We start from the raw sequence: 24115 nt of genomic DNA, 5'->3' as shown, positions 1-24115 counted from the left end.
TCAGTCATCGTTGCCCCTGTCGGTATCCAGCTGACGACGTGTCCGCGCGCGCAGGCGTGCGCTGCGGGCCGTTCCGCCCGCCAGCTGTGCCCGCCTGGTTGACGCCCGGCCTCGGTCAGGCGCCGGACCGACCCCAGTGGCGGTCTGGCCGAGGTGTCGGGCCAGACCGGCCACAGTCGGGTAGCGGAACAATTCGTTGATCTTCAGCGGAGTGCCCGTGTTTTCGTCGGCGAGCATCTCGTGCACTTGCACCAGCAGCATGGAGTTGCCACCAAGGTCGAAGAAGTTGTCATCCCGCCCGATCCCCTCGCGCCCGAGCACCTGCCGCCAGATGGCCGTGATCCGCTGCTCGATACCCCGCAGCGCAGTGCCGCTCCGAGGGGGCGCGCCGACGGACTCACGGACCGCGGCCCTGCGCCGATCGGTGCCGGGGGTGACTTCGGACGCCATCGGCAGTTCCGCCACACTGCGGCCAGGGTCAGCGAGCGCGGCTTGCAGCAGTGCCAGATAGTTCTCGGCCACCTGACGAGCCGCCTGAGCCGAGAAGACAGACTTGCGGTACTTGAGCAGCCCGACGAGCCGGTCGCCGTCGTGCACGACCTCGAGTACGAGCTCGAGCTGGTCGTCTTGCTGGTCCAGCCGGAACGGCACCGCGGTCAGCCCCGCCCAGCCGACCGGGGCCGCGCCATCGTCAGCCACGTAGAGACCGGCCAGCGCCGGGTACCGGCTGGGTTTCTGGTAGCTGAACATCGCCTGGAAGATCGGGTTACGGTCGTCCACCCGGCGCGGCGCCAGCTCGCCGACGAGCAACTCGAACGGGTAGTCCTGGTACTCGAGCGCGTCGATGACGTTGCGGCGGGTACGGTCCAGCTGCTCCCGGAACGCCACCGCGTCGCTCAGATCGGCACGCAGCACGACGGGGTTGACGAAGTTGCCGACGCACTCGGCCATCGCCGGACTGGTCCGGCCGGCGAAGGGAGACCCCACCAGGACGTCGTGCCGTCCGGTGTAGCGGCCGACGAGGACCTGAAAGACGGTCAGCAAGATGCCGTAAGGCGTGGCCCCTTCCTCCTTGGCCAGCGCGAACACACCGTCGGCGAGCTCTGGGGCGATGGGGAACACGATCGACCCGCCCCCCTCGGTATCCCGGCCGAGTTCGCAGGGGGGCCATTCGGCCGGCTCGAGCCGGCCGGCGAGCTGAGCATGCCAATAGGCACGAGCTCTGCTGCCCTTCTCCCCTTGGATCAGCTCCTGCTGATAGGCGACGAAATCGCTGTAGGGGACATTGCCTCCGGGCAGCCGGGACGGACTCCGTTCCGCCTCCGCCAGGTAGAGCTGCTCGAGTTCCGCCACCATGACACCGAGTGACCAGAAGTCGCACACCGCATGGTGCACAGCCAGCAGCACCACGGCCTCTCCTGGCGCCACCGAATACGTCCGCACCCGGACCAGTGGTCCGGTCGACAGTTCGAACGGAGCGAGATAGGCGCGGCGTATCGCGTCCTCGATCTGCTGCTGGTTCCACTGGCGGGCGTCCAGTTCGGCGACATCGGGTTCGAGCCACCCGTGCACTGTCTGGCCGTCGGTGCCCCTGAAGGTGGTGCGCAGGGCCGCGTGCCGCCCGACCAGCGACGCAACCGCGCTGCCGAACGTGGCGGAGTCGAATCCGCCGGTGAACCGGGCGGTGAACCCGACGTTGTAGGACGCGCTGTCCGGATTCATCCGATGCAGCAACACAAGCGGGCGCTGGGCGTACGAGAGAGGGTATTCGGTCCGTGCCTGACTGGCGCGCGACCGGAGTGTTGCCTCCAGCCTCTTCCGTAGGTCCCATTTCTGAATGTCGTCGGTCATGAGGGTCCGTCCTGATCGGCCAGCCAGGGCAGCAGTGCCTGGATCTGGTCCTCAGTCAGCGAGTCGAGGTTGGCCAGGAGGTGTTCCGCCTCCTCTGGTGAAAAGGGCTCCACGGCGGTCGGCGCCGCCGGGGACACGACAGCTTGGACCGGGGCGTCGAGCATCAGGCGTTCCGCCAGTTCATCGACAAGCAGGCGCAGGGCCTTGCCCTGGAGGAGACCAGTGAGCGGAAGGTCGACGTCCAGGTCGCGGAAGATCTGGCCGCGTACTTCGACAGCCACCAGGGAATCGAGCCCGGCTTCGTGGAGCAGGAGGTCCTCGTCGATGGCGGCCTCGGACATGCCAAGTCGCGTGGCCAGCATGGAGCGTAGGTATGCGAGCACCAGCTCTCGGCAACGTTCCGGCGTGGCGCCGGGCCAGTCCCGCCGCAGCCGTCTGCCCGCCTCTGCCCCGTCCCCGGCAGGCATTCCCTCGCCCATGACAACTGCTCGCCCGGTGGGAAACCGGTTCAGGTAGCGCGACCAGTCCACGGAGAAGACACCGTACTGACCACCGGGGCCGGCCAGGAGCCGGTCGAGTGCGGCGAATGCCGGATCGGCTTCCAGCGGAGTGAACCCGCCTTCCACGAGCCGGGTCTGCAGGCGTTCACTCAGTTGCGCCGCCATACCCGCCTCCCACGGCCCCCAGCCGACGCTGAGGGCAGGGAGTCCCAACCCGCGCCGGTAGTGGGCAAGTCCGTCGAGGAAAGCGTTGGCAGCCGCGTAATGGGCCTGCCCAGGCGCACCGAGCAGAGCAGCCGTGGAGGAGAAGAGGATGAAGTGCTCAAGGTCGAGATCCTCAGTGGCTCGGTGCAAGTGCCAACCACCGGCAACCTTCGGGTCCAGTACCGACCGGAAGCGGTCCCAGCTCAGCTGCGACAGCACCGCGTCATCGAGCACACCGGCCGCGTGGACGACCCCCTTGAGGCCGCCCAGTTCCCGGTGCACACGCTCGACGAGTTGGTTGACCGCGGCCTCGTCCGTGACATCCAGGCCTGCCAGGGTGACCTTCGCCCCTGACTGCTCCAGCTCGCGGATCTGCTCCTCGATCTTTGCCTCATGTGCACGCCGCGATGCGAGCACGATGTGACGTACTCCGCGCCTGGCCAGCCACGCCGCGGTACGCAGACCGAGCGCTCCGGTCCCCCCTGTGATCAGGTAGCACCCTTGGGTGCCGAGCCGGCCAGGGCGTGTCGGCAGCGCCGACGCGCGGTGCAGCGTGGGCCGGTAAAGCTGTCCGTTGCGGATCGCGGCTTCAACGCCGGGCCATTCGGGCGGGACACGAGGCGCGCCGGTGAGATCGCGTGGGTCCGCGTCGAGCAACCGCAGGTTCAGCTGAGGTGCTTCCATCGCAGTGCTCCGGCCAAGGCCCCACAGCATCGCCCCGTAAGGGTCGCTGACCTCCTCGGGCTCGTGCACGGCCACCGCTCCGCGGGTCAGCAGTACTACGGAATCAGGCGTCCAGTCCGCGCGCTCGGTGGCCTGCACGAGCGCGGGCAGGCTGCCACAGGCGGTGCGTGTGTTCTGTGCGTCCAGGCCGAGGCAATGCAGTACGCTCGCCGGCCCGGTGTCGCCGAACAGTTGCGTCAGGTGTTCCGCGTCGGCGGGATCCACCACGTATCGGTGATCGCCGAGACGGGTGAAGGCTGTTCCCACCTCGGCGATCACACACCGGCTGCCGCTTGCCTCCAGGGCTGAGACCGCGGGACGCCAGTGCCCCTGACGGTCGGCGAGCACGATCCACGTTCCGGTGGTGGGCGACGTGTCAACGGCCGCCTCGGCCAACTCCCATTCGTCCGCGTAGATCTCGGCCTCGGGCGAACGGAAGGAGACCGTTCTCAGCTGGAGGCCGAACAGCTCGAGCAGCGGGTTGCCCTCGTGGTCGGTCAGGGAGACATCGGCAAGTGCTCCCGAGGCATCGGCCTCGCGGTGCCGGATGCGCGCGACTCCTGATTCCACGGCGTTGCGGGAGGGGTGGAACACGGCCCGCTCGATCCGGAACGGCAGCAGCACGCCGTCCTCGGGGGCAGCACGGACGATCCGTGCCGCAATGGCCAGCTGAACGCAGGAGTCCAGCAGTGCCATGGTGCGCTCCCGAGGCGAGTCTGCCGCGAAGCTGAGGTCACCGGAGCTGTCCTCACCGTCCAGCCGCAGCTCTTCGATCCACCGGAACGCCGGGCCGAACCGGAAGCCCGCCACCTCGAACAGCGGGTAGAGATCAGCCGCGGAAACCGGTCGGCCTGCGAGGTAGGAAGCCGGGTCCATCGGCTGTGCGAGGGCGTCGGTCCGCTGGATCCGTCCCTCCGCGTGCACCTGCCAGGACTCGTCGGCCAGCGGATCGTCCGCGTGCGCCAGACTGAGCGATTGTGCGACAAACCTGTGGTCCCCGGCCGGGGTGAGCACAAGCTGGAGCCGGTGTGGCGCCTCGTCGACCTCCAGCGCTCGCGGGAAGACCAGATCCTCGACGATCGCAGCGGAGTCGGCGGCCACAGCCTCCACCAGGCAGGCGGTGTGGTAGGCCCCGGGCACGACGAGGCGGCCGGAAATCTCGTGATCGGCGAGCGCACGCGGAGCCCTCGCGGCCACTGTGGTCTCATAACGCCGCTGTGTGGACTGCGGCAACGCGAGTCGGCTCAGCTCGGGCAGGTCTCCGGCCGGTTGCGCGGGCAGCTCTGCGCCGGAAGGCGCCGGTGCTATCCAGTGCCGGGCCCGCGTGAAGGGATAGAGAGGAGCGGAAGCCTTGCCCGCTTGCAAGGGCGCGTAGTACTCCTCCCAGTCGACTGGTATTCCTGCCCTGTCCAGACGCGCCAGGTGGGCGAGCACCGTGACGGGATCCGGGGTCCTGCGCTCAAGCCCGGGCAACCAGACAACATCGCCGTCGGACTGAGTACGGCCAGCGGTGGTAAGCGTCCGGCCCGGTCCCATTTCGAGGAAGACCGTGCATCCCCCGCTGAGAAGTTCGCGGATGCCGGGCGTGAACTTGACCGGTGAAGTGAGCTGCCGTCCCCAGTACTCCGCACCGATCTCCGCACGGCCCGCCCACGTGCCGGTGAGGTTCAGTGCCATCGGCACGACAGGCTGCCGGTGGGTGATCCGGCCTGCGGCCTGGACGAGTGCGGGGACAGCCGGAGCGACCAACGGTGAGTGGAAGGCATGCGTCGTCTCCAGAGGGACGGTGACCCAGCCCCGCTGTCGGAACTCGGCTTCCAACTCGCCTGTCTCGGTGTCTGATCCAGAGACCGTGAACCGTTCCGGCGCGTTGTACGCGGCGACTGCCGCCGACCCGCCCTTGGCCTTGACCAGCCGTTCCAGCTCGGCCCCGTCGGTGCAGCCGACGGCGACCATCCGGCCGCTGCCAGGAACAGCCGCGAAGGCACGGCCGCGCGCGCAGACCAGCTCCAGTCCCTCTTCAACGCTGAACACGCCGGCCACGCAGGCGGCCGCGTACTCGCCGAGGCTGTGACCGACCACCGCGTCCGGCCGCACCCCGCACGAGGCCCAGAATTCTGCCAACGTGACCTGCAGGAGGAAAACCGCCGGCTGAAGCAGTTCCGCCCGCTGCTGCGCCGCGGGGTCGGCGAACACGTCGAGAGGGCCGACTCCGGTGAGGCGGCGGAAGGTTTCCGCGTGCCGGTCCAGTGCGGCGCGGAACAGCGGATGCTCACGGTGGAGTTCGACGGCCATACCGGCGTACTCGGAGCTTTGACCGGGGAAGAGGAACCCGACCCTCGGCTTGGCCCGCGCGGACTCCCCCTCGTCCGCTGCCCCGGTCCCCTGCCTCAGCCATGTTTCGACGCGCTCGGCTGCCGCATTCCCGGTGTCGGCGATCACGCTGAGCCGGTGTCGCAGCGCGCGGCGACCTACCTGACTGGTAAAGGCCAGGTCTCTCAGGGCAGCGTCCGGCTCGCGCAGGCGCTTCGCCCACCGGCCCGCCAGTTCCCGCAACGCGTCCGCGCTCTTGGCACTGATCGTGACGAGTTCGTACCCCGGACGCCGATCCGCCCGCGTGAGTTCCGGTGCCTGTTCCAGCACGGCGAAGGCATTGGTGCCGCCGATGCCGAGGGAATTGACCGCGACCCGGCGGGGAGATCCGGGCAAGGGCAGCGGCGACGTAGTGACGAACAAGCCCGTGTCGTCCAGCTTCAGCCGAGGATGCGGTGCCGTGAAATACGGGCTGGGCGGGATCTGTCCCCGATGCAGGGACAGAGCGGCCTTGATCAGGCCCGCTATGCCCGACGCCGCCTCCATATGCCCGATCAACGCCTTCACCGACCCGATGGCGCAGGGACCGGCTTGTCCGAAGACTTGCTTGAGCGCGCCGATCTCGGTGGGGTCACCGAGCGGTACCCCGGTTCCGTGCGCCTCGATGTAGCCGATCGTGGCGGGATCGACTCCGGATACCTGGAGCGCCTGACGCATCGCGGCCAACTGGCCGGACAGGCTCGCGGCGCCGTAACTCGACTTGCCGCCACCGTCGTTGTTGACAGCGGTTCCGAGGATGGTGGCGTAGACGGTGTCACCGTCTCGCAACGCGTCGGCCAGGGGTTTGAGGACGACGGCGCCCACGCCACTGCCGAAGATCGTTCCCTGCGAACTGACATCGAAGGGGCGGCAACGCCCGTCCGGCGAGAGGATGCCGCCCCGGCGGTGCCAGTACCCAGCGGCCTGGGGGAGCCTGATGTTCACGCCGCCGGCCAGGGCGGCGTCACACTCGCCGCGCAACAGGCTCTGGACGGCGAAGTGCACCGCGACCAGCGAAGTGGAGCAAGCCGTCTGCACCGTCAGACTGGGCCCGGTCAGATTGAGCTTGTACGACACCCGGGTGGCGAGAAAATCCTTGTCGGTCCCGAGCTGCTCCAGGGAGGCTGTGGGATCTTCCAGTGGCCCGGCGCTGTTCAATACCTCGGGAAGGTAACTGGTGAGAACACCGCCGCTGCCGGCAAAGACACCGACCGAAGTCCCGGTCTCGGCCGATGTGCGCAGACCCGCGTTCTCCAGAGCATGCCAGCAGGTCTCCAGGAAGATCCGCTGCTGAGGATCCATGACGGCGGCCTCGCGGCCGGAGATGTCGAAGAAGGCCGCGTCGAACAGGTCGACGTCGTCCATCGAGGCGGTCGCCTTCACGTAATCAGGGTTCTTCAGCCACTCCGGGTTCGCACCACCACGGAGCAACTCCTCGTGACCGAGGTCGCGTATCGTCTCGCGCCCGGCCAGGATTGCGTCCCAGAACTGGTCCACGTCCGTGGCTCCGGGGAAACGGGCGGCCATGCCCACGATAGCGACCGGTTGCCCGTCCGGTCCGTGCTGTGTCATGACGGCTCGCCGGCACCGAGGCGAGGCAGGACGACCGGGTCGTACGCCTGCAGCAGGTCACCGACCGTGCGCACACTGGTGATGGGCAACGTGTCGGAGAACGGGTCGGTGTCCAGCTCCATCTCCAGTACGGCGACGAGCCGCGCGAGGTGCAGCGATTCAAGACCGAGCTGATCGACGAGGAGCTGGTCCTCGTCCAGGTGCTCGACCGGGCCGGCCACCTCGTTCACGATCTCGAGCAGTGCGGCCTTGACCGTGTCCCGCTTGTTCATGGAAATCACACTCCGTTCATATGCACCACCCGGCCCCCGTAGCAGGGGTTCAGCAGGTGTAACCACCGTCGACGGTGATGGTCTGGCCGGTGATGAAACTCGCCCCGGGCGAGGTGAGAAACCTGATGACGCCGAGCACGTCCTCTACCGACCCGAGCCGGCCCAACGGCGTCCGGCGCACGATGCGGCGGCGTTGGGCCTGGCTGATGCCCGCAGTCATATCGCTGTCGAAATATCCGGGGGCGACACTGATCACCCGGACCCCGGCAGGGCCGACTTCACGGGCAAGACCCCGAGTGAGCCCGTCGAGTGCCGCTTTCGCCGCTCCGTACACGGTGACGCCGGTCTGTCCGCGCGACGCGTTGATGGAGGACAGATTGATCACCACGCCGGTCCGGCGGGCAAGCATCGGCTTGAGGCAGGCCCGAGTGAGCAGAACCGGCAGTGTCACGTTGGTCTGCAGTGCCGTGTCGATGGCCGTCGGGGCGGTCAGGGTCAGCAGGCCCTCGAGCCCGATCGCCGCGTTGTTCACCAGCACGTCGATGCGCCGGTGGCGGCGCACGGCTGCACGGACGAACTCTTCGACCGCCTCGGCGTTCGTTCCGTCGACGGAGGACCAGAACAGCGTGTCCGAAGCGGTCGACTCGGCAAGCGCGGTGAGCTCGGCGGACTCGGTCCGGCTGAAGGTCTCCACGCGGTAACCGCGCTCCAGGAAGTCGGTCACCAGAGCCAGTCCCAAACCTCGGCTGCCTCCGCTGATGACCGCCACCGGCCGCTGATCCACGGTGCGGTTCATACGGCACCTCCCATGCGCTTGAATCGCTCGCCGTGCAACGAAGCGTCCGAAACGGTGATGACGGCCGGAACTTTGTGGGGCGGTAGGTGTTCGGTACAGAACTTGCGCAGCCGACTGTTCAGTGCCCTCTTCTCCTCCGGCTCGATCAGCTCGACTGTGGCCGTGACGATCTGCCCGGTGACGGCGTTCGACCGTCCCGTCACGATGACGTCGGAGACATTGCCGGCCCGCAGCAGCACGTTCTCGACCTCGGCCGGAGACACCTTCTCTCCACCTACATTGATCAGCGTCGACAGCCGCCCGAGTACGCGGAGAGACCCGTCCTCGGCCACTTCGACCGCGTCTCCGGTATTGAGCCACCCTTCCTCGTCGAACGGGCTGGGCGCGTTGAGATACCCGAGCATGGCGCTCGGTGAGTTGATCCAGAGCACCCCGTCACGCACCTTCGTCCTGAATCCCCGCCCCCCGACGTCCATCTGCAACGAGTTCGACGAGATCGATCGCGTGGGCAGGATGCCGGTCTCGGTGAGACCGTAGGTCTGCTTGAACTGCACATGAGGGAACACTCTGGCCGCATGCGCGAGGGTGATCTCGCGCATGGGCTCCGTGCCGTAGGTGATCAGCTCGAGCGAGGACAGGTCGTAATTCCGATAAGCGCCGGAAAGCAGCAACATGTTGAGGAAGGTCGGCGTGGTCGGTAGAACCTGGACGCCATGACGGTGAATGGCCTCACACGCATGCTGAGGGGTACGCTGCGGCACGGTGACCACCGTGCCGCCGCCGACGAGCGAGCGGAACAACGTATTGACCCCACCGATGTGGTCGAGCGCCATGAACTGCAGCGTTCGCCGAGGGCGCGACGATGCGAGGAAGCCGTCGAGCAGCCGCGGAAGCGAGAGCAGGACAGCCTTGCTCTCGCCTGTCGAGCCTGAGGAGAACAGCAGCAGTCCGGCCTCTCCGCTTCTGGCGAGCTCGGCCAGAAGGCGTGGCCTTGGCGCGTCCGGATTCACTACGGTCCGAACAGTCCACTCATCAGGACCGCTGAACTCAACGACACGGGTCGCATGCGCAGCCGCGATCCGGCGTTCCCGCTGCTCCCTCGGCGGATCGGCGGGGGCGAGGGGAACCACGACAGCGCGTCGGACGGCGAGCGCCACGAAGAGCGCGACCATGTCCGGAGAGGCGTTCCCGACGATTGCCACACTCTCGCCTGCCGCTACTCCGAGCCGGGTCAGCTCGGCCAGCCAGCCTGTGGTCCGATCCGCGAGTTCGGCGTACGTGACCCTACCGCCGTGCCCGACCATGGCCTCAGCGTCAGATCGACCCTGAAGCTGCGACAACAGCCAATCCATCGCGCCTCCCCCATTGTAAATCGGAAACCTTATCTAAGCGCGTAATGGCTGCGGAGGCTACATGAAGCTGCGACTGACTCGATCACTGCAGATCAGGGCAAATCGAAATGCACACCTGCTTGACATCGGGTGGGAAACTCAACCGCTGCCGGTACTTGACGTCGGCACGCGGGGAAGCGGCATGCCGAGCCTGTCCCGCCGGCGAGACAAGCGATGAAGCTTTCCTGAGGTCATTCATCCTGCCATTGACAGGGTGCGTCAAGCCAACCCGCCGCCTGGCCGTTATAGCCCGATGGCTTGCTTCGCCTGACCCGCCGCGAAACAATCAGACTTACACGGACGGTGACTCGTCAGGCCTGGCACGCGATAAAAGACACTTCCCAGGAGAGTGTAGTGACTGACAAGGATAAGCGGCGGAACTTCCTCGATTACCTGGAAGTCCAGGAAGCATTCGACGCCAAGGTCGCCGAGATCGACCGGATCGACAAATTCGACACTTCTTTCGGGGTCGACACAAGCGCTCCCTTCGAAAGCTGGGACGCCGGCGAGGCCGACAATGTCGACTTGCTCAACAACTATCGATACTCCCCATCGCCTACCGGAACCCTAAAGGCGGTGATATCGCAGGTTCCCCTCAACTACGAGGAGGTGACGTTCATCGATTTCGGCTCCGGTAAGGGCCGTGTGCTTCTCGTGGCTTCCGAATTTCCATTCAAGAGAATTATCGGGGTCGAGCTTTCCGGACATCTCTGCAATATTGCCACACAAAATGTGACGCAATATGACTCCGCTTCAAAGAGGTGTCACAATATCGAGATACGCCACCAGAGTGCCGAAGAATTTGAAATCCCGGACGATGCAGGTGTATTTTACTTCTACGAGCCCTTCAGTTCGACTGTGGCAGAACGGGTGCTGGAAAATATCGAACGCTCCCTTCGGCGCGCCCCGCGAGCGGCCGTCATCTGCCTGGTGGGGCGGGCTCTCGTTCCCGTCGTCGAAGGCCGAGAGCTGTGGGTGCCCTTCGGCCCCGTGGTGCAATCACCAGATGACGACTATTTCGATGCGCGCCTTTTCGCGGTCCACGCCGGTGGCCCGTACCTACATGATCGTTAATCATTGGGGAACGTCAGTCAGCCGATGAACTCGACGCAGATCTCGCCGAGTTCACCAGCTACGTCTTCAAGTACCCAAGAGCGCCGGCGCCACCAGAGGCTTCGTGTGCCTGCCCAAGCGAAGGAAGTCTCAGCTCTGCGTCTTTGGCTCGTTCAGGAACAGTCGATGGCGCGCCGTAAAATCTTCGCCACCCAGGCCTCGACCGACTCACTGTCCCTCCTGGCGGCCCTCCCCATACCTGCCAGTTCATCGGCTGAGAAGTGAAGTATCAGCGAGCGAGCTTCGGCCGTGGAGGTGGCGTCACGCAGGAGCAGCGTCGAGGTGGACCCGGCTGCTGTGCGGGCGGTGCCACTTGACTCCTCGTTACTCCCGGCGCCTGACGGCGTCAACTCGCTCTGCCGCATGAGCAGACTGCTGCGAATTTCCCGACGCAGCTTGTTTCTGCTCCAGCCCAGTTCTTGCGCCTTCCGCAGCCAGTAGTCCTGTTCCGGTTCCTCCAGTGCCACAACTTCGAGGTGGTGACTGAAGCTCAGACCTTGATGCCTGCGGGACAACGGAAACGCGCGTGCAACCCAGCTGTAGTTGCGCAGAGTCTGGTAACTGAGCGACGTTCGCTTGATGGCTTCCTCGTAGCGGTCATGGAATACGGACTCTCCATAAACCAGCCAATCGGCGATCCACCAGGTGGAGGAGTCGGCAAAAGAGAACAGTTCGGTGCCGAGCTGTTCCCAGGTACTGAAGCTCTGCTTGGCCGTGAACAGCAAGCCAGACTTGTGCAGCTGAACACCTGAGCCTTGCGGCGGCCGCGCGGCTCCTGCTGCCATATGTCGCGCGGTCTGGCCTACCAAGCTGACGGTTTTACGCACTATTACCCCCTGGGCTCTCTCCGTACATCGTCCGAACTTCGGGTGTCATCCAGACCAGGGCGTTCGACCTCGCGTACAGGCAGGCGCCCCGCGCCTTCCGCCACTCGAGCTCCTGGGCGCCACCGAGCAGGCCGCCGCGAGCCGTCGACCACCAGCCCTCCAACGGCCTCGTTCTCCTTGGCCCGCAAGCGCTTGAATGCTGAATCGCAGCAAGATTCACACCGAGATTCAGGCTTGTCAAGGGAACATTGCAGGCTAAAACACCCAGTATTGCCCTGGAAGTTGAACGATACGAGCCTCAACTCTCGATCAGTGTCGAAGCGCTTCGACTACGGCATGAGAATGAGCGCTCGGACGACGGCAGCAGAGTGGCGACCGCCGCTGAAAGCTCCACCCGTCCTCCACCTGTTCGCCGAACATGCGCCGGATCCGCTGAAGGTCCACCCATCAACCGGGCCCTGGCCAAGGTACGGGCACCCGTCAATCGCCGAAGCCGTCCTCACCCTGGAGCGGCACCGCTGAAGAAGCTCAGTGCCGGCGGCGCTGCCGACGACGCGCGGCTGTGGCATTTTGCGCACGAGGGCTTGCAGGCCGACCGTCGGAGTAGTGACGTTCCATTTCCGGATCGAGAGTTTGAGCGAGTGACGAGATCGTCGGATAGGTGAAGAAGGAAGTCAGTGGGATATCGATGCCATGCCGATCACGTAGTTCCTGGCGTATCCGCACCACAAGCAGGGATGTGGTGCCGGCGTCGAAGATATTCTCCGTAGCGCTGACTCGAGAGACGTTCAGCACTTCACACCAGATCTCGTGCAGAAGATTTTGAACAGGTCCACTTGGAAGGACGTGATCCGTACTGGAAACCTGCTGTCGAGCGATGACCTTCAAGGCATTCCGGTCGGTCTTCCCGTTCGGGGTCAGAGGAAATTCCGGCAAGGTCAGCACCCGGCTCGGCACCATGTACTCGGGCAGGCTCTGCCGCAGGAAGGCTCGCGCACTGTGTTTCAGCACCTGCAGCCGAGCTCCCTGCCCAGGGTCGTTGGTCGTCGGCCCGTCGATCGTCGGCCGCTCGTGCATGAAGTGTCCGCTCCACCGGCTGCGGCGAGTGAAGCTCGTCCGAATGCGTCCTTGCTGCGGCAGGCGAGAGGACCAGGCATGCCGAGTGTCCCAGCCATGCCGAGCCGCCACTTCGTCAAGTTCCTCCGGCAAACACACGAAGTGGGGCATCTCCTCACCCGACGCGAGCTGGGCGAAGCGTGCGACGCGGGCATTCGGAATGCCGTCGACGACGACTGCGGCAGAACTCGACGCGCCGAGCAGTCCGTCCAGGCCCTCAAGGTCGGAGACCTCCTCCCAGCCGAGGTACTCACAGGGCTGCGGCCGATCCGGTACCTCCCCACCGATCTTCAGCAGGACGTCGTAGCGGAAGCGCGTCATCTCGTTGTCGTATCCGGGGGCCTTGAGCGATACCTGGATCCCGGTCACCGCAGGAAGCGCGTCTTGAAGCTCTGCGAAATACCCGGGGTCGATGAGGAGTTCATCGTCCTCCAGTGCGTGCCGAGCAGCGAGGGCGCGCAATTCCTCGACTCCCAGCCGGTCATCCATTTCCAGCACACCAATGTGGAACGCCTCTGCGAGTTTTAGGCTCCGCAGGTCGCCGACGTAAATATGTCCGCCAGGAACAAGGATCTTGCTCGCTTCGGTCAAGACTTCCGTGAGATAGTCCCGGCCAGGAAAATACTGGGCAACGGAGTTGATCACTACGCAATCGAAGCGTTCTCCGCCGGCGACGTCCCCGATCTCCAGGGCAGCTGCCGTGGCCAGCCGCACCTGGCCGGTGAGCCCTCGCCGGGCGACCGCGCTCTTCACATGGCCAATGGCTTCTGGGGAGAAATCGATACCCAGATAGCGGTCGGCCGCAGGAGCCAAGCGCAACAGCAGCAACCCGGTGCCGCAGCCGATCTCCGCGAAGGTGCGAGCGCCCGTTCCGGCGATTCTGTCAACGGTCTGCGTCACCCAGTCCCGCATCTCCGTCTCTGGCAGTGGCTGTTTGGAATAGCTGCTCTGCCAGCCCTTCAGATTCAAGTCGTCTTCTTCGGCGGGTTCGCCTTCGGCATAGGCGTTCTCCCAGATGGCACGCCAGTCTTCTGTGGTGTTATGGGCTTGATCCGCGCCCTTCTCCGGCGTCACGAAGGTGACCAACTGCTCCTCTCCTGCGGAGGTCGTCACGGCCAGCGTGCCGGCGTCCCGGACCCCAGGGCAGGCTCGGGCCACGGCATCGACTTCCCCGGGTTCCACTCGGTGCCCACGGATCTTTACCTGGTCGTCGAGACGCCCGAGATACTCGAGATTCCCGTCGGACCGCCACCTGACGAGGTCTCCGGTGCGGTAGACGGGCAACCCTTCGATCTCGACAAACCGCTGTGCGGTCAGCTCGGGGCGGCCGAGGTAGCCGAGCGCCAGCCCCGCACCGCCGATGCACAACTCTCCAGGTATCCCCATGGGGGCCTGCAGGCCGTCTTCATTGACGACGAACAGGCGAGTATTGGAAATGGGCCGCCCGATTCCGGTAACGTCGTCGAGCCGCCGCAGCACCGCACGCGTCGACCATATGGTGGTCTCCGTCGGTCCATAAAGGTTGTGCACTTCAGGCCCCATCGCGGTCAGCGCCCGGGCGAGCGAGTGCGGCAAGTGCTCGCCACCACTCCATATCTGCCGTAGCGCGGGCGGCGCGACGCGGTGGGAAGAGGCGTAGAGCTTCCAGGTCGCCGGGGTGGCCTGTACCACCGTGACCTTCTCGTCGGAGAGAAGTTTGTGCAGCCGCTCCGGGTCGCCGCCGACACCTGGCGGCCCGATGACCAGTGTTCCTCCGGCCAGCAGCGGGAGCCAGAGTTCCAGCCCTGCGATGTCGAAGGACAAGGATGTCAGTGCAAGCATCCGGTCGCGCGTACCGAACCCGGACTCGGACATGAAGTCGTCCAGAAGGTTCCCGAGGCTTTTATGGTTGACCATCACGCCCTTGGGGCGGCCGGTCGAGCCGGAAGTGTAAATCACATAGGCCACGTGGTCGCCGCATGTCACGGGGGTCGGCTTCTCGGCCGGGAGCGGGAAAGCAGGTTCGTCCAACACGAGCACTTCAGTATCCGCGGGCACGGGGATGCGGTCCGCGAGGTCGCGAGTGCTCAGCAGGACCTTGATGCCCGCGTCCTGCGTCATGTGCTCCAGCCGGGCTCTGGGGTACGCGGGGTCAAGTGGTACGTAGGATCCTCCTGCAGCCCAGACGCCGAGCAGACCTGCCGGCAGGTCGCGGCCGCGCGGAAGAGCTACGCCGACCAGATCGCCCGGCCGCAGCCCACGGGCCGCCAGCGCCGCACCGATCGCCTCTGCTCGCTCGATGAGCTGCGCGTATGTGTAGTTGCCGTCGGATGCCTTCACCGCGACGGCGTCTGGTCGACCGTGCGCGGTCTCGGACAGCCTGACAGGGAGCGCGCGGGGATCGACCGGGCGCGTGGGGCCCGTGCCCAGAGTGGAGAGCACGGCCCGCTCCTCCAGATCTGCCAGGTCGCTCCCTCCGACACTGGCATCTGGTCTGGCGGCGACAATCTCCCACAGCCGCCGCAGATGCCTGATGAACCGCTCCGCTGTGTCCTGGTCGAAGAGGTCGGTCGCATACTGAAGCCGGCAGTCCAGGCCGCCGTCGAGCGGGGTGACTTCGAGTACCAGGTCGAACTGTGAGGTTCCTGTCTGATTGTCGATCAGTTCCAGTTCGGCCTCGGGAAGTTCCGTATGCAGTACGGAGGCTTCTTCGAATGCCACCATCACCTGCACCAGCGGGTGGTAAGACAGGCTGCGCTCGGGCGCGATACCGTCGATAACATCCTCGAATGGGATGTTCTCTTCCGCTACTCTCCGGTGCACGTCGCGTACGCGCTCGAGGTACGCGGCGAAAGATGGGGCTCCAGCCATATCTGTCGGGATCACGAGGGTGTTCTCGAAGGGGCCAACCAGCCGTTCGGTCTCAGCCGACGAGCGGTTGGCTACCGGGGTCGCCACCAGTAGCCGTGACTGCCTCGACCAAAGACTCAGAACTGCCGAGAACGAAGCCAGAACCATCGTCTGGAGGGTTGCTTCGTGCTCTCGCGCCACCGTCTCGAGCTTGCGTATCAGAGATGATGGAGTACGCCAGTGCGAAGACGCCACCGCAAACGTCTGCACGGCTGGCCGAGGGCGGTCGGCCGGAAGGTCGAGCACAGCAGGGAATGCCGAAAGCTCGCGTATCTGTGCTGCCCGTCGTTCGATGGCCTGCGGCGTATTCACCCACTCACGCTGCCATGTCGCGAAGTCGACGAAGCGGGTCGGCGGCAGGTCAAGCAGGTCCGGGACGCCGTCTTCCCTGTCCTTGCGGTAAATCTCCATGACCTCACGTAGAAAGATGTCCAGAGACCGGACGTCAGCCACGACGTGGTGAAGCGCGAACACCAGAATTCTGGTGCCACTGCTGCCCTGCACCAGGCCTGCACGCACCAAAGGCGCGTCGCTCAGATCGAATGGCTCTCGGGCAAGTTCCGCTGCTTTGACGAAGACGGATTCTTCATCGGCTGCGTCAAGCTTTTGCACAGTAACTCGGGCCTCGTCCAGCACATCCTGGACGAGGGCATCATCCAGGATCCCGAATCTGGTTCTCAGGACCTCATGCCGTTCGATAACGTCGTTGACCGCGCGCTCGAGAGTCGGCACATCCAGCTCGCCGTGTACGACGAACTGCACACACAAGTTGTTCCTGGAGGTCCCGGGCAGCAACTGTTCAGTAAACCAAATCCGCTGCTGCGACAGAGAGGCCGGGTTTGCACTTACCTGGAACGTCATCAGCCGACCCGCTTTCCCGAAAGTTCCGCCGGGTCGATCCCGGGGCAATGCTCCAGCAGTGAAGGGTGCAAGTACGGGACCCGCCCGAAGGTCCGTGGCGCCATGTCGACCCGGAGTGCGTGATCGCGCTTGGCATAGGCCTGCCAGTTGATCCGCACACCCTGTTCCCAGAGAGTTCCGACAGCCTGGAGCAGCGAGCACCAGCCGTCTGAGGCTTCTCCATCGGATGCCAGGGCCACGGCAGCGTCTTCGGGTACTCCCCAACGCTGAGCGGCCTGAAGCAGATTCGTCCCGCTGTTCAGCTGCAGGTACACAGCCGCGGGATGCTCGGACACCACGGAGCGCAGGACCTCGTCGAAGGGGCCATGCTCACCCAGTTGCGCTCCCCAATACCCAGGATCACGCGCCTCCTCGCTGGTCAGCCATGCCCCCGAAACGCAGGAAAGCATCGGCGTGGTGGGAGAGTTCAGTCGTACGTCGCGCATCCGACGGGTGAAGCGGACAACGGCTTCGGCGCGTTCCGAAGCGTCTGCCATGGCCTGGCTGCGCCAGCACACCGCCCGCGCCGCTTCCTCGAACGAGAGGACACCGCTCAGCTGAGCGGCGGTGAGCTCGCCGACGCCGTGCCCCACGAGCACGTCCGGCCTGACTTCCAGGTCGCTGAGGAACGCGTGCTGTCCGAGGCCGAGCAGGTGCAGCACCGGCTGAAGCGCATTCGTCGCCATCGGATACCTACCGTGCAGGAACGCATCGCGCACGGCCGCGAACATCTCAGGAGCCAGCACTTGCTTCATGATTTCGAGGCCGTCGTCCACGGTCGACTGGAAAGCCGGCTCTGCCCGGTAGAGAGCGAGCGCCACGTCCGGCGCTCTGACCGCTTCGCCGGGAAGCACGAAGACGAGTGTCGGCGGCACTTCGGGAACCGTACGGAACTGCTCTGGCGCCGGCCACTTCCCACCCGCCGACTCGGCGTCGACTGGGATCAGCGCAGCTGCGCGTGTGGTGAGCTCCGGGCGACCGGTGCGCAGCGTGTGGCCAATGTCCTGGCGAACCTCGGCCGAGGTTCCGTCCACTGCCACACGCACAGCATCGACGGTTCCGGAAAGGCGTTCCGGGTCGTCCGCGGACAGCGGAAGCAGCTGCCAGTACCGCCCCTTGCGAGAGGCACGCCGCAACTCCCGCTCGGCATCGCCGATGATGACATGCGCATTCGTTCCGCCCAACCCGAACGAACTGACCGCTGCATACCGGCCCAGGTCCGAACGTTGCCAGGCCATCGGCGTATCTGCCAGCTTGAACGGTGTGCCTCGCAGATCGGTTGGCGGGGCTCCTTCCACCAGGGGAGCGTTGGGAGGAATCCGTCCGTGCTGAAGGGCCAGGAGACAGCCGATGATGCTTGCTGCGCCGGCCGCCGCGGTCAGATTCCCGATGTTCGCCTTGACGGAGTGGAGCCGACACTCTTCGGCACTGGCTCCAGTGGATCGAAAGGCCTGCATCGCGGCATCGATCTCCAGCGCGTCCCCGATGCTGGTGCCTGCACCGTGCCCCTCGAGCAGACCGATACTGGAGGCCCTCAACTCGGCGACGTCGAGGGCCTCTTCGATCAATTCGGACTGGCCGGCGACCCCTGGCGCCGTAAAGCCCGCACGCTCTCGGCCATCATTGTTCACCGCGGTACCGGCGATGACGCCAAGGATGGGGTTGCCCGCGGCCAACGCCACATCCAACCGTCGCAAGAAGAGGACAGCGACGCCATTGCCCTCCACGGTGCCGTCGGCTGAGGCCATGTACGGCTCGCACCGACCTCGTGGTGAGTAAATTCCGCCTGAGGTGAACGTATAGCCCGCGTCCGTTGCGTCCAAAGCGACACCGCCCGCCAGCGCCGAATCGCACTCGCCCGCAAGGATGGCCTGGCAGGCGAGATGCACTGCCACGCTCGAGGACGAACAGGCGGTCAGGACAGTCATCGATGGACCGGTAAGACCGTAGGTATAGGAAATTCTGCTGGACAGGTAGTCGGGATCGTTCCCTATGGCAAGCCGGGCGAGATCCACATTTCTGCCGGCTGAGGCTGAGAGGTATTCGATCTGTGTACCGTAGCCACTCTTCCGTGATCCAACGAATACCCCGACGCGATCAGGCAGTGACCCGATGAAACATCCTGAACTTTCCACTGCCCGGTAACAGGCTTCCAACACTGCGCGATGCTGTGGGTCGGTCAGCTCTGCATCAGATCGACCGAATCCAAATGCTTGGGGATCGAACCCGAGGGCATCTTCCATGGAATACGTGACAGGCACATACGCTGGATCTTCATATTTGCGACTCGGAACCCGTCGCCGCTTCAATTCCGAGGAGTCGATCTCACGCCGTCCGGAACGCCCTGTGATCATGAGACGCCAAAAGTCCGCCGCGCTCTGCACCTTGGCCGCGCGAATCGACATTCCGACCACGGCAACACGATCAGACATTGAACTGCCACCTCACACATAGCATCGACCAGATTGGCTATACGGACAACTGGTCCGTCCGGCTTGCGAGCGAGCCTGTCTCGCCAGCGAGACAAACGCAATAATCATCCCGCCGGGGAGCGCGGGTCGGGATAGCCACACCTGTGCCCCATTTCGACGCTTTGCCGCCATTGCGTCGCCGAGGTCACCGCACAGAAAGGCGTCGGGAACATGACGAACGACAACGAGTTCCGCAACCCTATGGACGCATTGGTGGTCGACAGCGTTCGGACCTTGACGGGCAACGCCGACATCGGCCTCGATGACAACTTCTTCGACGTGGGTGGCGACTCCATCATCGCCATCCGGCTCGCGCGCACCTTGAGCGAGGAGCTCGGGACAGGCCGTGACGTCCGCGTTGTTTTCAGGAATCCAGTACTCAGAGACCTCAGCGAAGCCCTGGGCAGGCACGGCGGGCAGGCGGCCACAGGAGCCGGTCAGGCCTGATGTGTGGGCCATGAGCAAGACGTTGATTCCTGTCGGCAGTACGTATGCGTTCCTCGCTGCGGTGTTGACAGTGTCTGCCAGGAAACGTTCCATGGTGCCTGAATAAATTCTTTCGCTAATCGACTGTCCACCCGTGATTTGGAGACCGACATGGAAGAACGTCACTCAGTTAACCTGCCCGACACGATCCGCACTTTCACGAAAGAACTCTGGGATCACGTACTGGCCAGCGACATATCGATCTCCGAGCTGTCCTCGAGTGTGCCACAGCTGACATATCTCATGGAGCTGGTCCATACAGCCGAGGTGCGCACCGTCATCGAGATAGGATTCAATGTCGGCTTCTCCAGCCACGCCTTCCTGTCCGCCTCGGACAACGTTCAGGTAGTGTCCTTCGATTTGCCGGACAACAAGGCGGCATTGATAGGAAAGGAATTCATCGACCAGCGGTTCCCCGGCCGCCATCAGCTGATCGTGGAGGACTCCCGCACCGCCTTGCCGAAATTCATCGCGGAGCACGGTGAGTCCCTGTTCGACCTTGCTTTCGTCGACGGCGGGCACGAGTACGACGCCGTCAAGTCCGACATCGACCACTGCCGTGTGCTGTGCCGCCCCGGAAGCCTCATCGTCGTGGACGACCTCACCCCCTGGGTGCCGTGGGGGACGGGCCCCACCCGCGCCTGGACCGAGGTGCTGGAGACCGGGGACATCAAGCAGGAGAAGATCTACCGGGACGGCATCCTGACCGACCGCATCGAAGGCCCCGGCGACCGTGTCTGGGCTCAGGGCCGTGTCAGGTAGGCAGGAGGCGCAAGAGTGGATTCGGCCGGCGGGGAGACATGGTGACTGAAACCGACAGCGACATCCGCGGCACCGTCGAGGAGGCGTGGTACGCAGCACTCGGAGCGCAGGCCGCCGGTGGCGAGGGAAACTTCTTCGCGCTCGGTGGCACATCGCTGTCCGCAGTCGAATTCATGACCCGTGTGGAATCGCGCCTGGAGATCGACTTCCCTCTGGAACTGCTGTTCCGCAGACGGGCCTTGTCCGAGATCATCGACGAATGCACGTGCAGATACCGTGACCTCCATTCCCGTCGTGGCTCCTCTTCCTGACGCAGAGTCTCGCCGACTGCCGGGGGCGCCCGATCTTGGGTGGACGCACACAGTCGGCGGGCCCCCGCCAAGCGACCGGCGGAGCGCCAACTTTTCCTGCAGTCAAAGCCTCGACGCCACGAAAGGAAGGTCATCCGGCTGTCGCGTCCGCCCGTGTTGCAGGGGTTCGTCAGACGACGGTGCTCCCGGGCCTCCGGCAGGGCCAGGACAGCGGTGGGGTCATACGCCGGGCCAGGTGGACTTGGTGGTACCGGTCAGAGCATGCAGCACGGCCTCCGTCAACGCGATCAGCCAGAGACCACCTGAGCCACACGGTCAGGCCACAGCAACACGGAGATTGCCCCCCCCATACCACCCTCCGGCTTCCAGTCACTCCTGACGGCGGTGCAACCGTCGGCCCAGACTGCGCAAGGACATCGGCAGGGTGAAGTCGTGCGGCCCGAGGCCGGTGTAGCCCTGTTCGGCGAGGTGATCGATGATCGCGGGGACGGCGCCCAGCGCGCCGCCGCTCTCCGCGTAACCCTGGCCTTCGTCGGCCGTGGACATCCCGTTGACTTCCAGGACCGCGGCGACCAGGGCGAGGACCGACGGCTCGGTCCGGCCGGCTCCCTCTTTCGCCTGGCCCTCGATCAGGAACCGATGAGGGGCCACCATCGCCGCCCCGGGCCGCACCTGGCAGAGCAGATGCTCCCTCAACTCGGCGTCGGTGAATGGCTCTCCGGCCCCAGGTTCGCAGATCACCCGGCACTCGAGCCCCACCGTGCCATCGGTGCCGGGGGTGACGGTGGTCGAGGAGGCCCGCACCGCGCGGTGCGAGACGAGCGCCTCGTCGACCCGCTCGGGCAGCACCAGATCGACCCCCACAGCGGGGACGGCGGGCGGCACCGGCGCGTAGGGGTCGCCGCTATGGGCAATCCGGCATATCCCTTCCCAGTCGAGGTCTCCTTGCAGGTGGGCGGCGAGCAGCTGTTCCGGGCCTATCAGCAAGGCCCGCATCTGCGGAGCGGTGAACACCGCGCCGTTGAAAGTGGCGGAGGTCACCGCGACGCCATCGCTGATCCGGGTCATGAGATAGCTGTCCAGCCCTCGGTGGTCGGGCATGGTTTCGTTACGGCCCATCAGCAGTTCGAGTTCACCGACGGCGCCGGCGGCCGCCGCCATCAACTCCTCCTCGGAGCTGCGCTGCAGAGACGCGAAACCTTCATCGAAGGAGAAATTGACAATGGTGCCATCGGCGATGGCAACACCTCGTCGACGTTCTTCCGCCGAGATGAGCTGTCGAAGGGTCAGATAACCGATCCGGTAACGGCTCTGAGCGCGCAGCGTCTGTATGGCCACCCGTCCGATGAGCGCGCCGAAACCGGGCCGGTCGGAGGTCGCCACGACCACGGGCAGGATGCAGTGAAAGCAGCCGATGGTCTCCGCCTCGTCCTCCGTCCGGCCGACGAAGTGACAACGCACGACACTGTGCGGGGCAGCGGAGAGCGCGGCGAGCAGCGCGTGCACGGTGGCGGCGTGGACGACGGCCGGGGTGGTCCGATGGCGCCTCGCGGCGAGTGCCAGTAGCGGTGCCAGGCGGTCCGTGCGGTACGTCGCCCCGTAGTGGTGCATCAGGTCGTCCTGGGCCGGGACGAACATACGGTTCGGTATCTCACGAACAGCCCTCGCCCAATGGGCAGTCGAGGCGGCTCGATGCTGCGTGAACGGTCCGCTCTGCTCGGCGAAGGCAGAGTCGAGCGGCTGGTGCCGAGGGCGGGACGCTGCCGGCTCCGCGCCCAGTGCAACCTCGCGGACGGCGAGCGCGAACTCCGCCTGGAGCAGCGGGATGCTGTGTCCGTCGAAGACACAGTGGGAGATCACAAAGAGGAGTTCGGTCACCCACTCCCCTGCGCGCACCGCCCCGACTCTCAGCGGGCCCTCCTGGGACAGGTCGAACTCGGTCTCGCCGATGGCGAGTTCGAGGCTCCTGCGGCCGTCGGCCGCTTCGTCCAGGACATGGAGCCCGTCCGGCGCAGGCGCATCGGTCCGCTGCTCGGGCATGCCGTCGGGGCCTCGGACGATCAGCGTACGGAAGGCCTCGTGGCGATGGACCAGAAGTTCGACGACTCGGCGGGCCTGGCCGAGATCAAGGGGGCATTCGGGCGCCAGCCAGACCAGGGCGTTCGACCCCGCGCGCAGGCGGGTATCCTGCATTTTCCACCATTCAAACTCCTGCGCGCCACCGAGCGGGCCCCTGCGAGCCGTCGACTTCCCACCGTCCAACGGTCCCGCTCCCCTTACCGCGCAAGCGCTTCAACAGTGAATCGGTGCAAGATTCACACCGAGATTCAGGCATGTCAAGGTGGAATTCCATGCCGCCCTCCCTGTTAAGGCCAGCAAGTTGACCGATAAAGGCCTCAATTATCGATCTGCGTCGAAGCGCTTAGATACCGGACTGTACGCCGCCGAGGGCCGAGAGCGGCGCGAGGCAAACGAGACACGTGATCAGGCAGGACACCGAGAGCGCAGCACCTCCACGCGGCCCCGCGGGAGAGGCGTGTGCACAGCCTCGATCGCCCAGTCCGTCACCCGCAGTTCGACGGGCGTGTGCCACCGGGCCCCGCCCCGGTCCGTGACGAGGTGTCCCGAACTCCACTGGTGCTCGACCGAATGCCATGCGGTGGCGCCGGGCTCCAGCAGGAACCGGCGGCCCCGGTTCTGCTCGTCGACGAACTGCATGGGGGCTCCGTCCGTACGGACTGCCTGCGCAGCTGGCCGGTGATCATTCCCCACATGGCGCCTCCATCGGCGTCACGCCGGGGAGCGGCCATACATGGGCGATAGGCGACGCCGGCGGCATCGGAATCTCGACGGGTGGGCGGAGCCGGACGGCGACGCTTCGTGGTGCGCGGCGCGCATGTCAGCCACCGATGAGTTTCCGGCGGTCGTGCGGTCTACCCGTCGACGAAGGGAGCGCACCATGCGCAAGATCATTGTTTGCACGTTCCTGACGCTGGACGGCGTCATGCAGGCTCCGGGCGGTCCGGACGAGGACACCGGAAGCGGCTTCGAGCACGGCGGCTGGCAGAAGCCGGCGACCGATGACGAGGTCGGCGCGGCCATCGCCGGCTGGTACGAGGACTCCGACTCGATGCTGCTCGGCCGCAAGACGTACCAGATCTTCGCGGCGTACTGGCCGAACGCCGATCCCGGCAACCCGTTCACCGAACGGATGAACAGCATGCACAAGTACGTGGCGTCTCGGACCCTGACGTCCGTCGAGTGGCAGAACTCCACGCTGCTGGAGGGCGACACCGTCGATGCGGTACGCGAGCTGAAGGCGTCCGACGGCGGCAACATCAACGTCGTCGGCAGCGGCGACCTCGCCCAGACCCTCATGGAACACGACCTCGTCGACGAGTACCGGCTGACCATCCATCCGGTGATCATCGGCACCGGCAAGCGGCTGTTCGCCGACGGAGCGGTCCCCACCGCGCTGGAGCCGGTCAGCGTCTCGACGACGAAGGGCGGCACCGTCGTCGGCGTCTACCGCCCGAAGGGCAAGCCCAGTTACGACAGCTACTAGGTGTGGGGCTCGGG

The 24115-nt window shown here is 65.4% G+C and carries 15 protein-coding genes; 5 read left to right on the top strand and 10 right to left on the bottom strand.

Features of this window, described 5'->3' with window-relative positions; translation table 11 throughout:
* From ACFZDA_RS03535 to ACFZDA_RS03515, 5 genes are read right to left on the bottom strand one after another with little or no spacing between them, the layout of a single operon-like run.
* Window positions 1-1851, bottom strand: a complete 1851-nt coding sequence (locus ACFZDA_RS03535; protein WP_391074175.1) for a condensation domain-containing protein — start codon at window positions 1849-1851, stop codon at window positions 1-3.
* A complete protein-coding gene (locus ACFZDA_RS03530; RefSeq protein ID WP_391074172.1) occupies window positions 1848-7202 on the bottom strand; it encodes an SDR family NAD(P)-dependent oxidoreductase in 5355 nt (1784 codons plus the stop codon). The genes ACFZDA_RS03535 and ACFZDA_RS03530 overlap by 4 nt, the downstream gene beginning before the upstream one ends.
* Complete coding sequence (locus ACFZDA_RS03525; protein WP_086558383.1) at window positions 7199-7474, bottom strand: acyl carrier protein; 276 nt, start codon at window positions 7472-7474, stop codon at window positions 7199-7201. Before ACFZDA_RS03525 ends, ACFZDA_RS03530 begins: the two co-directional genes overlap by 4 nt.
* Window positions 7475-7523: 49 nt before the next feature.
* Window positions 7524-8270: an SDR family oxidoreductase gene (locus tag ACFZDA_RS03520; protein ID WP_391074168.1), complete on the bottom strand. Its 747-nt coding sequence runs from the start codon at window positions 8268-8270 to the stop codon at window positions 7524-7526.
* Complete coding sequence (locus tag ACFZDA_RS03515; RefSeq protein ID WP_391074165.1) at window positions 8267-9622, bottom strand: AMP-binding protein; 1356 nt, start codon at window positions 9620-9622, stop codon at window positions 8267-8269. The genes ACFZDA_RS03520 and ACFZDA_RS03515 overlap by 4 nt, the downstream gene beginning before the upstream one ends.
* Window positions 9623-10015: 393 nt before the next feature.
* Here ACFZDA_RS03515 and ACFZDA_RS03510 point away from each other — a divergent pair, with 393 nt between their 5' ends.
* Window positions 10016-10735 (top strand): methyltransferase domain-containing protein, encoded by a 720-nt coding sequence (locus tag ACFZDA_RS03510; protein ID WP_391074162.1) that lies wholly within the window; start codon window positions 10016-10018, stop codon window positions 10733-10735.
* Between the two features lie 152 nt (window positions 10736-10887).
* On the opposite strand, the gene ACFZDA_RS03505 is transcribed toward ACFZDA_RS03510, so the two are convergent.
* The 3 genes from ACFZDA_RS03505 to ACFZDA_RS03495 all read right to left on the bottom strand — a co-directional run bounded on the left by ACFZDA_RS03505 (window position 10888) and on the right by ACFZDA_RS03495 (window position 18938).
* On the bottom strand, window positions 10888-11601 hold the full coding sequence (locus tag ACFZDA_RS03505) for an LmbU family transcriptional regulator (protein ID WP_391074159.1): 714 nt from the start codon (window positions 11599-11601) through the stop codon (window positions 10888-10890).
* Window positions 11602-12129: 528 nt separating this feature from the next.
* Window positions 12130-16467, bottom strand: a complete 4338-nt coding sequence (locus ACFZDA_RS03500; protein WP_391074156.1) for an amino acid adenylation domain-containing protein — start codon at window positions 16465-16467, stop codon at window positions 12130-12132.
* The gene (locus ACFZDA_RS03495) at window positions 16467-18938 is read right to left on the bottom strand and encodes a beta-ketoacyl synthase N-terminal-like domain-containing protein (protein ID WP_391074153.1); all 2472 of its coding nucleotides are present in this window, start codon (window positions 18936-18938) and stop codon (window positions 16467-16469) included. The genes ACFZDA_RS03500 and ACFZDA_RS03495 overlap by 1 nt, the downstream gene beginning before the upstream one ends.
* Before the next feature lie 210 nt (window positions 18939-19148).
* Here ACFZDA_RS03495 and ACFZDA_RS03490 point away from each other — a divergent pair, with 210 nt between their 5' ends.
* The 3 genes from ACFZDA_RS03490 (at window position 19149) to ACFZDA_RS03480 (ending at window position 20536) form a co-directional block, all read left to right on the top strand.
* The gene (locus tag ACFZDA_RS03490) at window positions 19149-19424 is read left to right on the top strand and encodes a phosphopantetheine-binding protein (RefSeq protein ID WP_391074150.1); all 276 of its coding nucleotides are present in this window, start codon (window positions 19149-19151) and stop codon (window positions 19422-19424) included.
* Between the two features lie 150 nt (window positions 19425-19574).
* Complete coding sequence (locus ACFZDA_RS03485; RefSeq protein WP_391074147.1) at window positions 19575-20225, top strand: class I SAM-dependent methyltransferase; 651 nt, start codon at window positions 19575-19577, stop codon at window positions 20223-20225.
* Window positions 20226-20263: 38 nt separating this feature from the next.
* Window positions 20264-20536 carry a phosphopantetheine-binding protein gene (locus ACFZDA_RS03480; protein ID WP_391074144.1) on the top strand — a complete coding sequence of 91 codons (273 nt, stop codon included), beginning with the start codon at window positions 20264-20266 and terminating at the stop codon, window positions 20534-20536.
* Between the two features lie 369 nt (window positions 20537-20905).
* Here the strand turns inward: ACFZDA_RS03480 and ACFZDA_RS03475 are convergent, their stop codons facing one another.
* On the bottom strand, window positions 20906-22729 hold the full coding sequence (locus tag ACFZDA_RS03475) for a condensation domain-containing protein (protein WP_391074141.1): 1824 nt from the start codon (window positions 22727-22729) through the stop codon (window positions 20906-20908).
* Between the two features lie 291 nt (window positions 22730-23020).
* Window positions 23021-23254, bottom strand: coding sequence for a hypothetical protein (locus ACFZDA_RS03470; protein ID WP_391074138.1), 234 nt, complete (start codon window positions 23252-23254; stop codon window positions 23021-23023).
* 241 nt (window positions 23255-23495) lie between these two features.
* Here ACFZDA_RS03470 and ACFZDA_RS03465 point away from each other — a divergent pair, with 241 nt between their 5' ends.
* The gene (locus ACFZDA_RS03465) at window positions 23496-24101 is read left to right on the top strand and encodes a dihydrofolate reductase family protein (protein ID WP_391074136.1); all 606 of its coding nucleotides are present in this window, start codon (window positions 23496-23498) and stop codon (window positions 24099-24101) included.
* Window positions 24102-24115: the final 14 nt, after the last annotated feature.

The organism is Streptomyces sp. NPDC007991 (assembly GCF_042958445.1).
In the GTDB taxonomy this organism is placed as follows: domain Bacteria; phylum Actinomycetota; class Actinomycetes; order Streptomycetales; family Streptomycetaceae; genus Streptomyces.
Note: the sequence above shows the minus strand (reverse complement) of the source record. Positions and strands in the feature narration are given on the sequence as shown.

What these genes read in the sequence shown, in the direction of transcription:
- ACFZDA_RS03535 (WP_391074175.1), bottom strand. Translation starts at nt 1,851, where the DNA reads ATGACCGACGACATTCAGAAATGGGACCTACGGAAGAGGCTGGAGGCA.
- ACFZDA_RS03530 (WP_391074172.1), bottom strand. Translation starts at nt 7,202, where the DNA reads ATGACACAGCACGGACCGGACGGGCAACCGGTCGCTATCGTGGGCATG.
- ACFZDA_RS03525 (WP_086558383.1), bottom strand. Translation starts at nt 7,474, where the DNA reads ATGAACAAGCGGGACACGGTCAAGGCCGCACTGCTCGAGATCGTGAAC.
- ACFZDA_RS03520 (WP_391074168.1), bottom strand. Translation starts at nt 8,270, where the DNA reads ATGAACCGCACCGTGGATCAGCGGCCGGTGGCGGTCATCAGCGGAGGC.
- ACFZDA_RS03515 (WP_391074165.1), bottom strand. Translation starts at nt 9,622, where the DNA reads ATGGATTGGCTGTTGTCGCAGCTTCAGGGTCGATCTGACGCTGAGGCC.
- ACFZDA_RS03500 (WP_391074156.1), bottom strand. Translation starts at nt 16,467, where the DNA reads ATGACGTTCCAGGTAAGTGCAAACCCGGCCTCTCTGTCGCAGCAGCGG.
- ACFZDA_RS03495 (WP_391074153.1), bottom strand. Translation starts at nt 18,938, where the DNA reads ATGTCTGATCGTGTTGCCGTGGTCGGAATGTCGATTCGCGCGGCCAAG.
- ACFZDA_RS03490 (WP_391074150.1), top strand. Translation starts at nt 19,149, where the DNA reads ATGACGAACGACAACGAGTTCCGCAACCCTATGGACGCATTGGTGGTC.
- ACFZDA_RS03485 (WP_391074147.1), top strand. Translation starts at nt 19,575, where the DNA reads ATGGAAGAACGTCACTCAGTTAACCTGCCCGACACGATCCGCACTTTC.
- ACFZDA_RS03480 (WP_391074144.1), top strand. Translation starts at nt 20,264, where the DNA reads ATGGTGACTGAAACCGACAGCGACATCCGCGGCACCGTCGAGGAGGCG.
- ACFZDA_RS03475 (WP_391074141.1), bottom strand. Translation starts at nt 22,729, where the DNA reads ATGCAGGATACCCGCCTGCGCGCGGGGTCGAACGCCCTGGTCTGGCTG.
- ACFZDA_RS03470 (WP_391074138.1), bottom strand. Translation starts at nt 23,254, where the DNA reads ATGCAGTTCGTCGACGAGCAGAACCGGGGCCGCCGGTTCCTGCTGGAG.
- ACFZDA_RS03465 (WP_391074136.1), top strand. Translation starts at nt 23,496, where the DNA reads ATGCGCAAGATCATTGTTTGCACGTTCCTGACGCTGGACGGCGTCATG.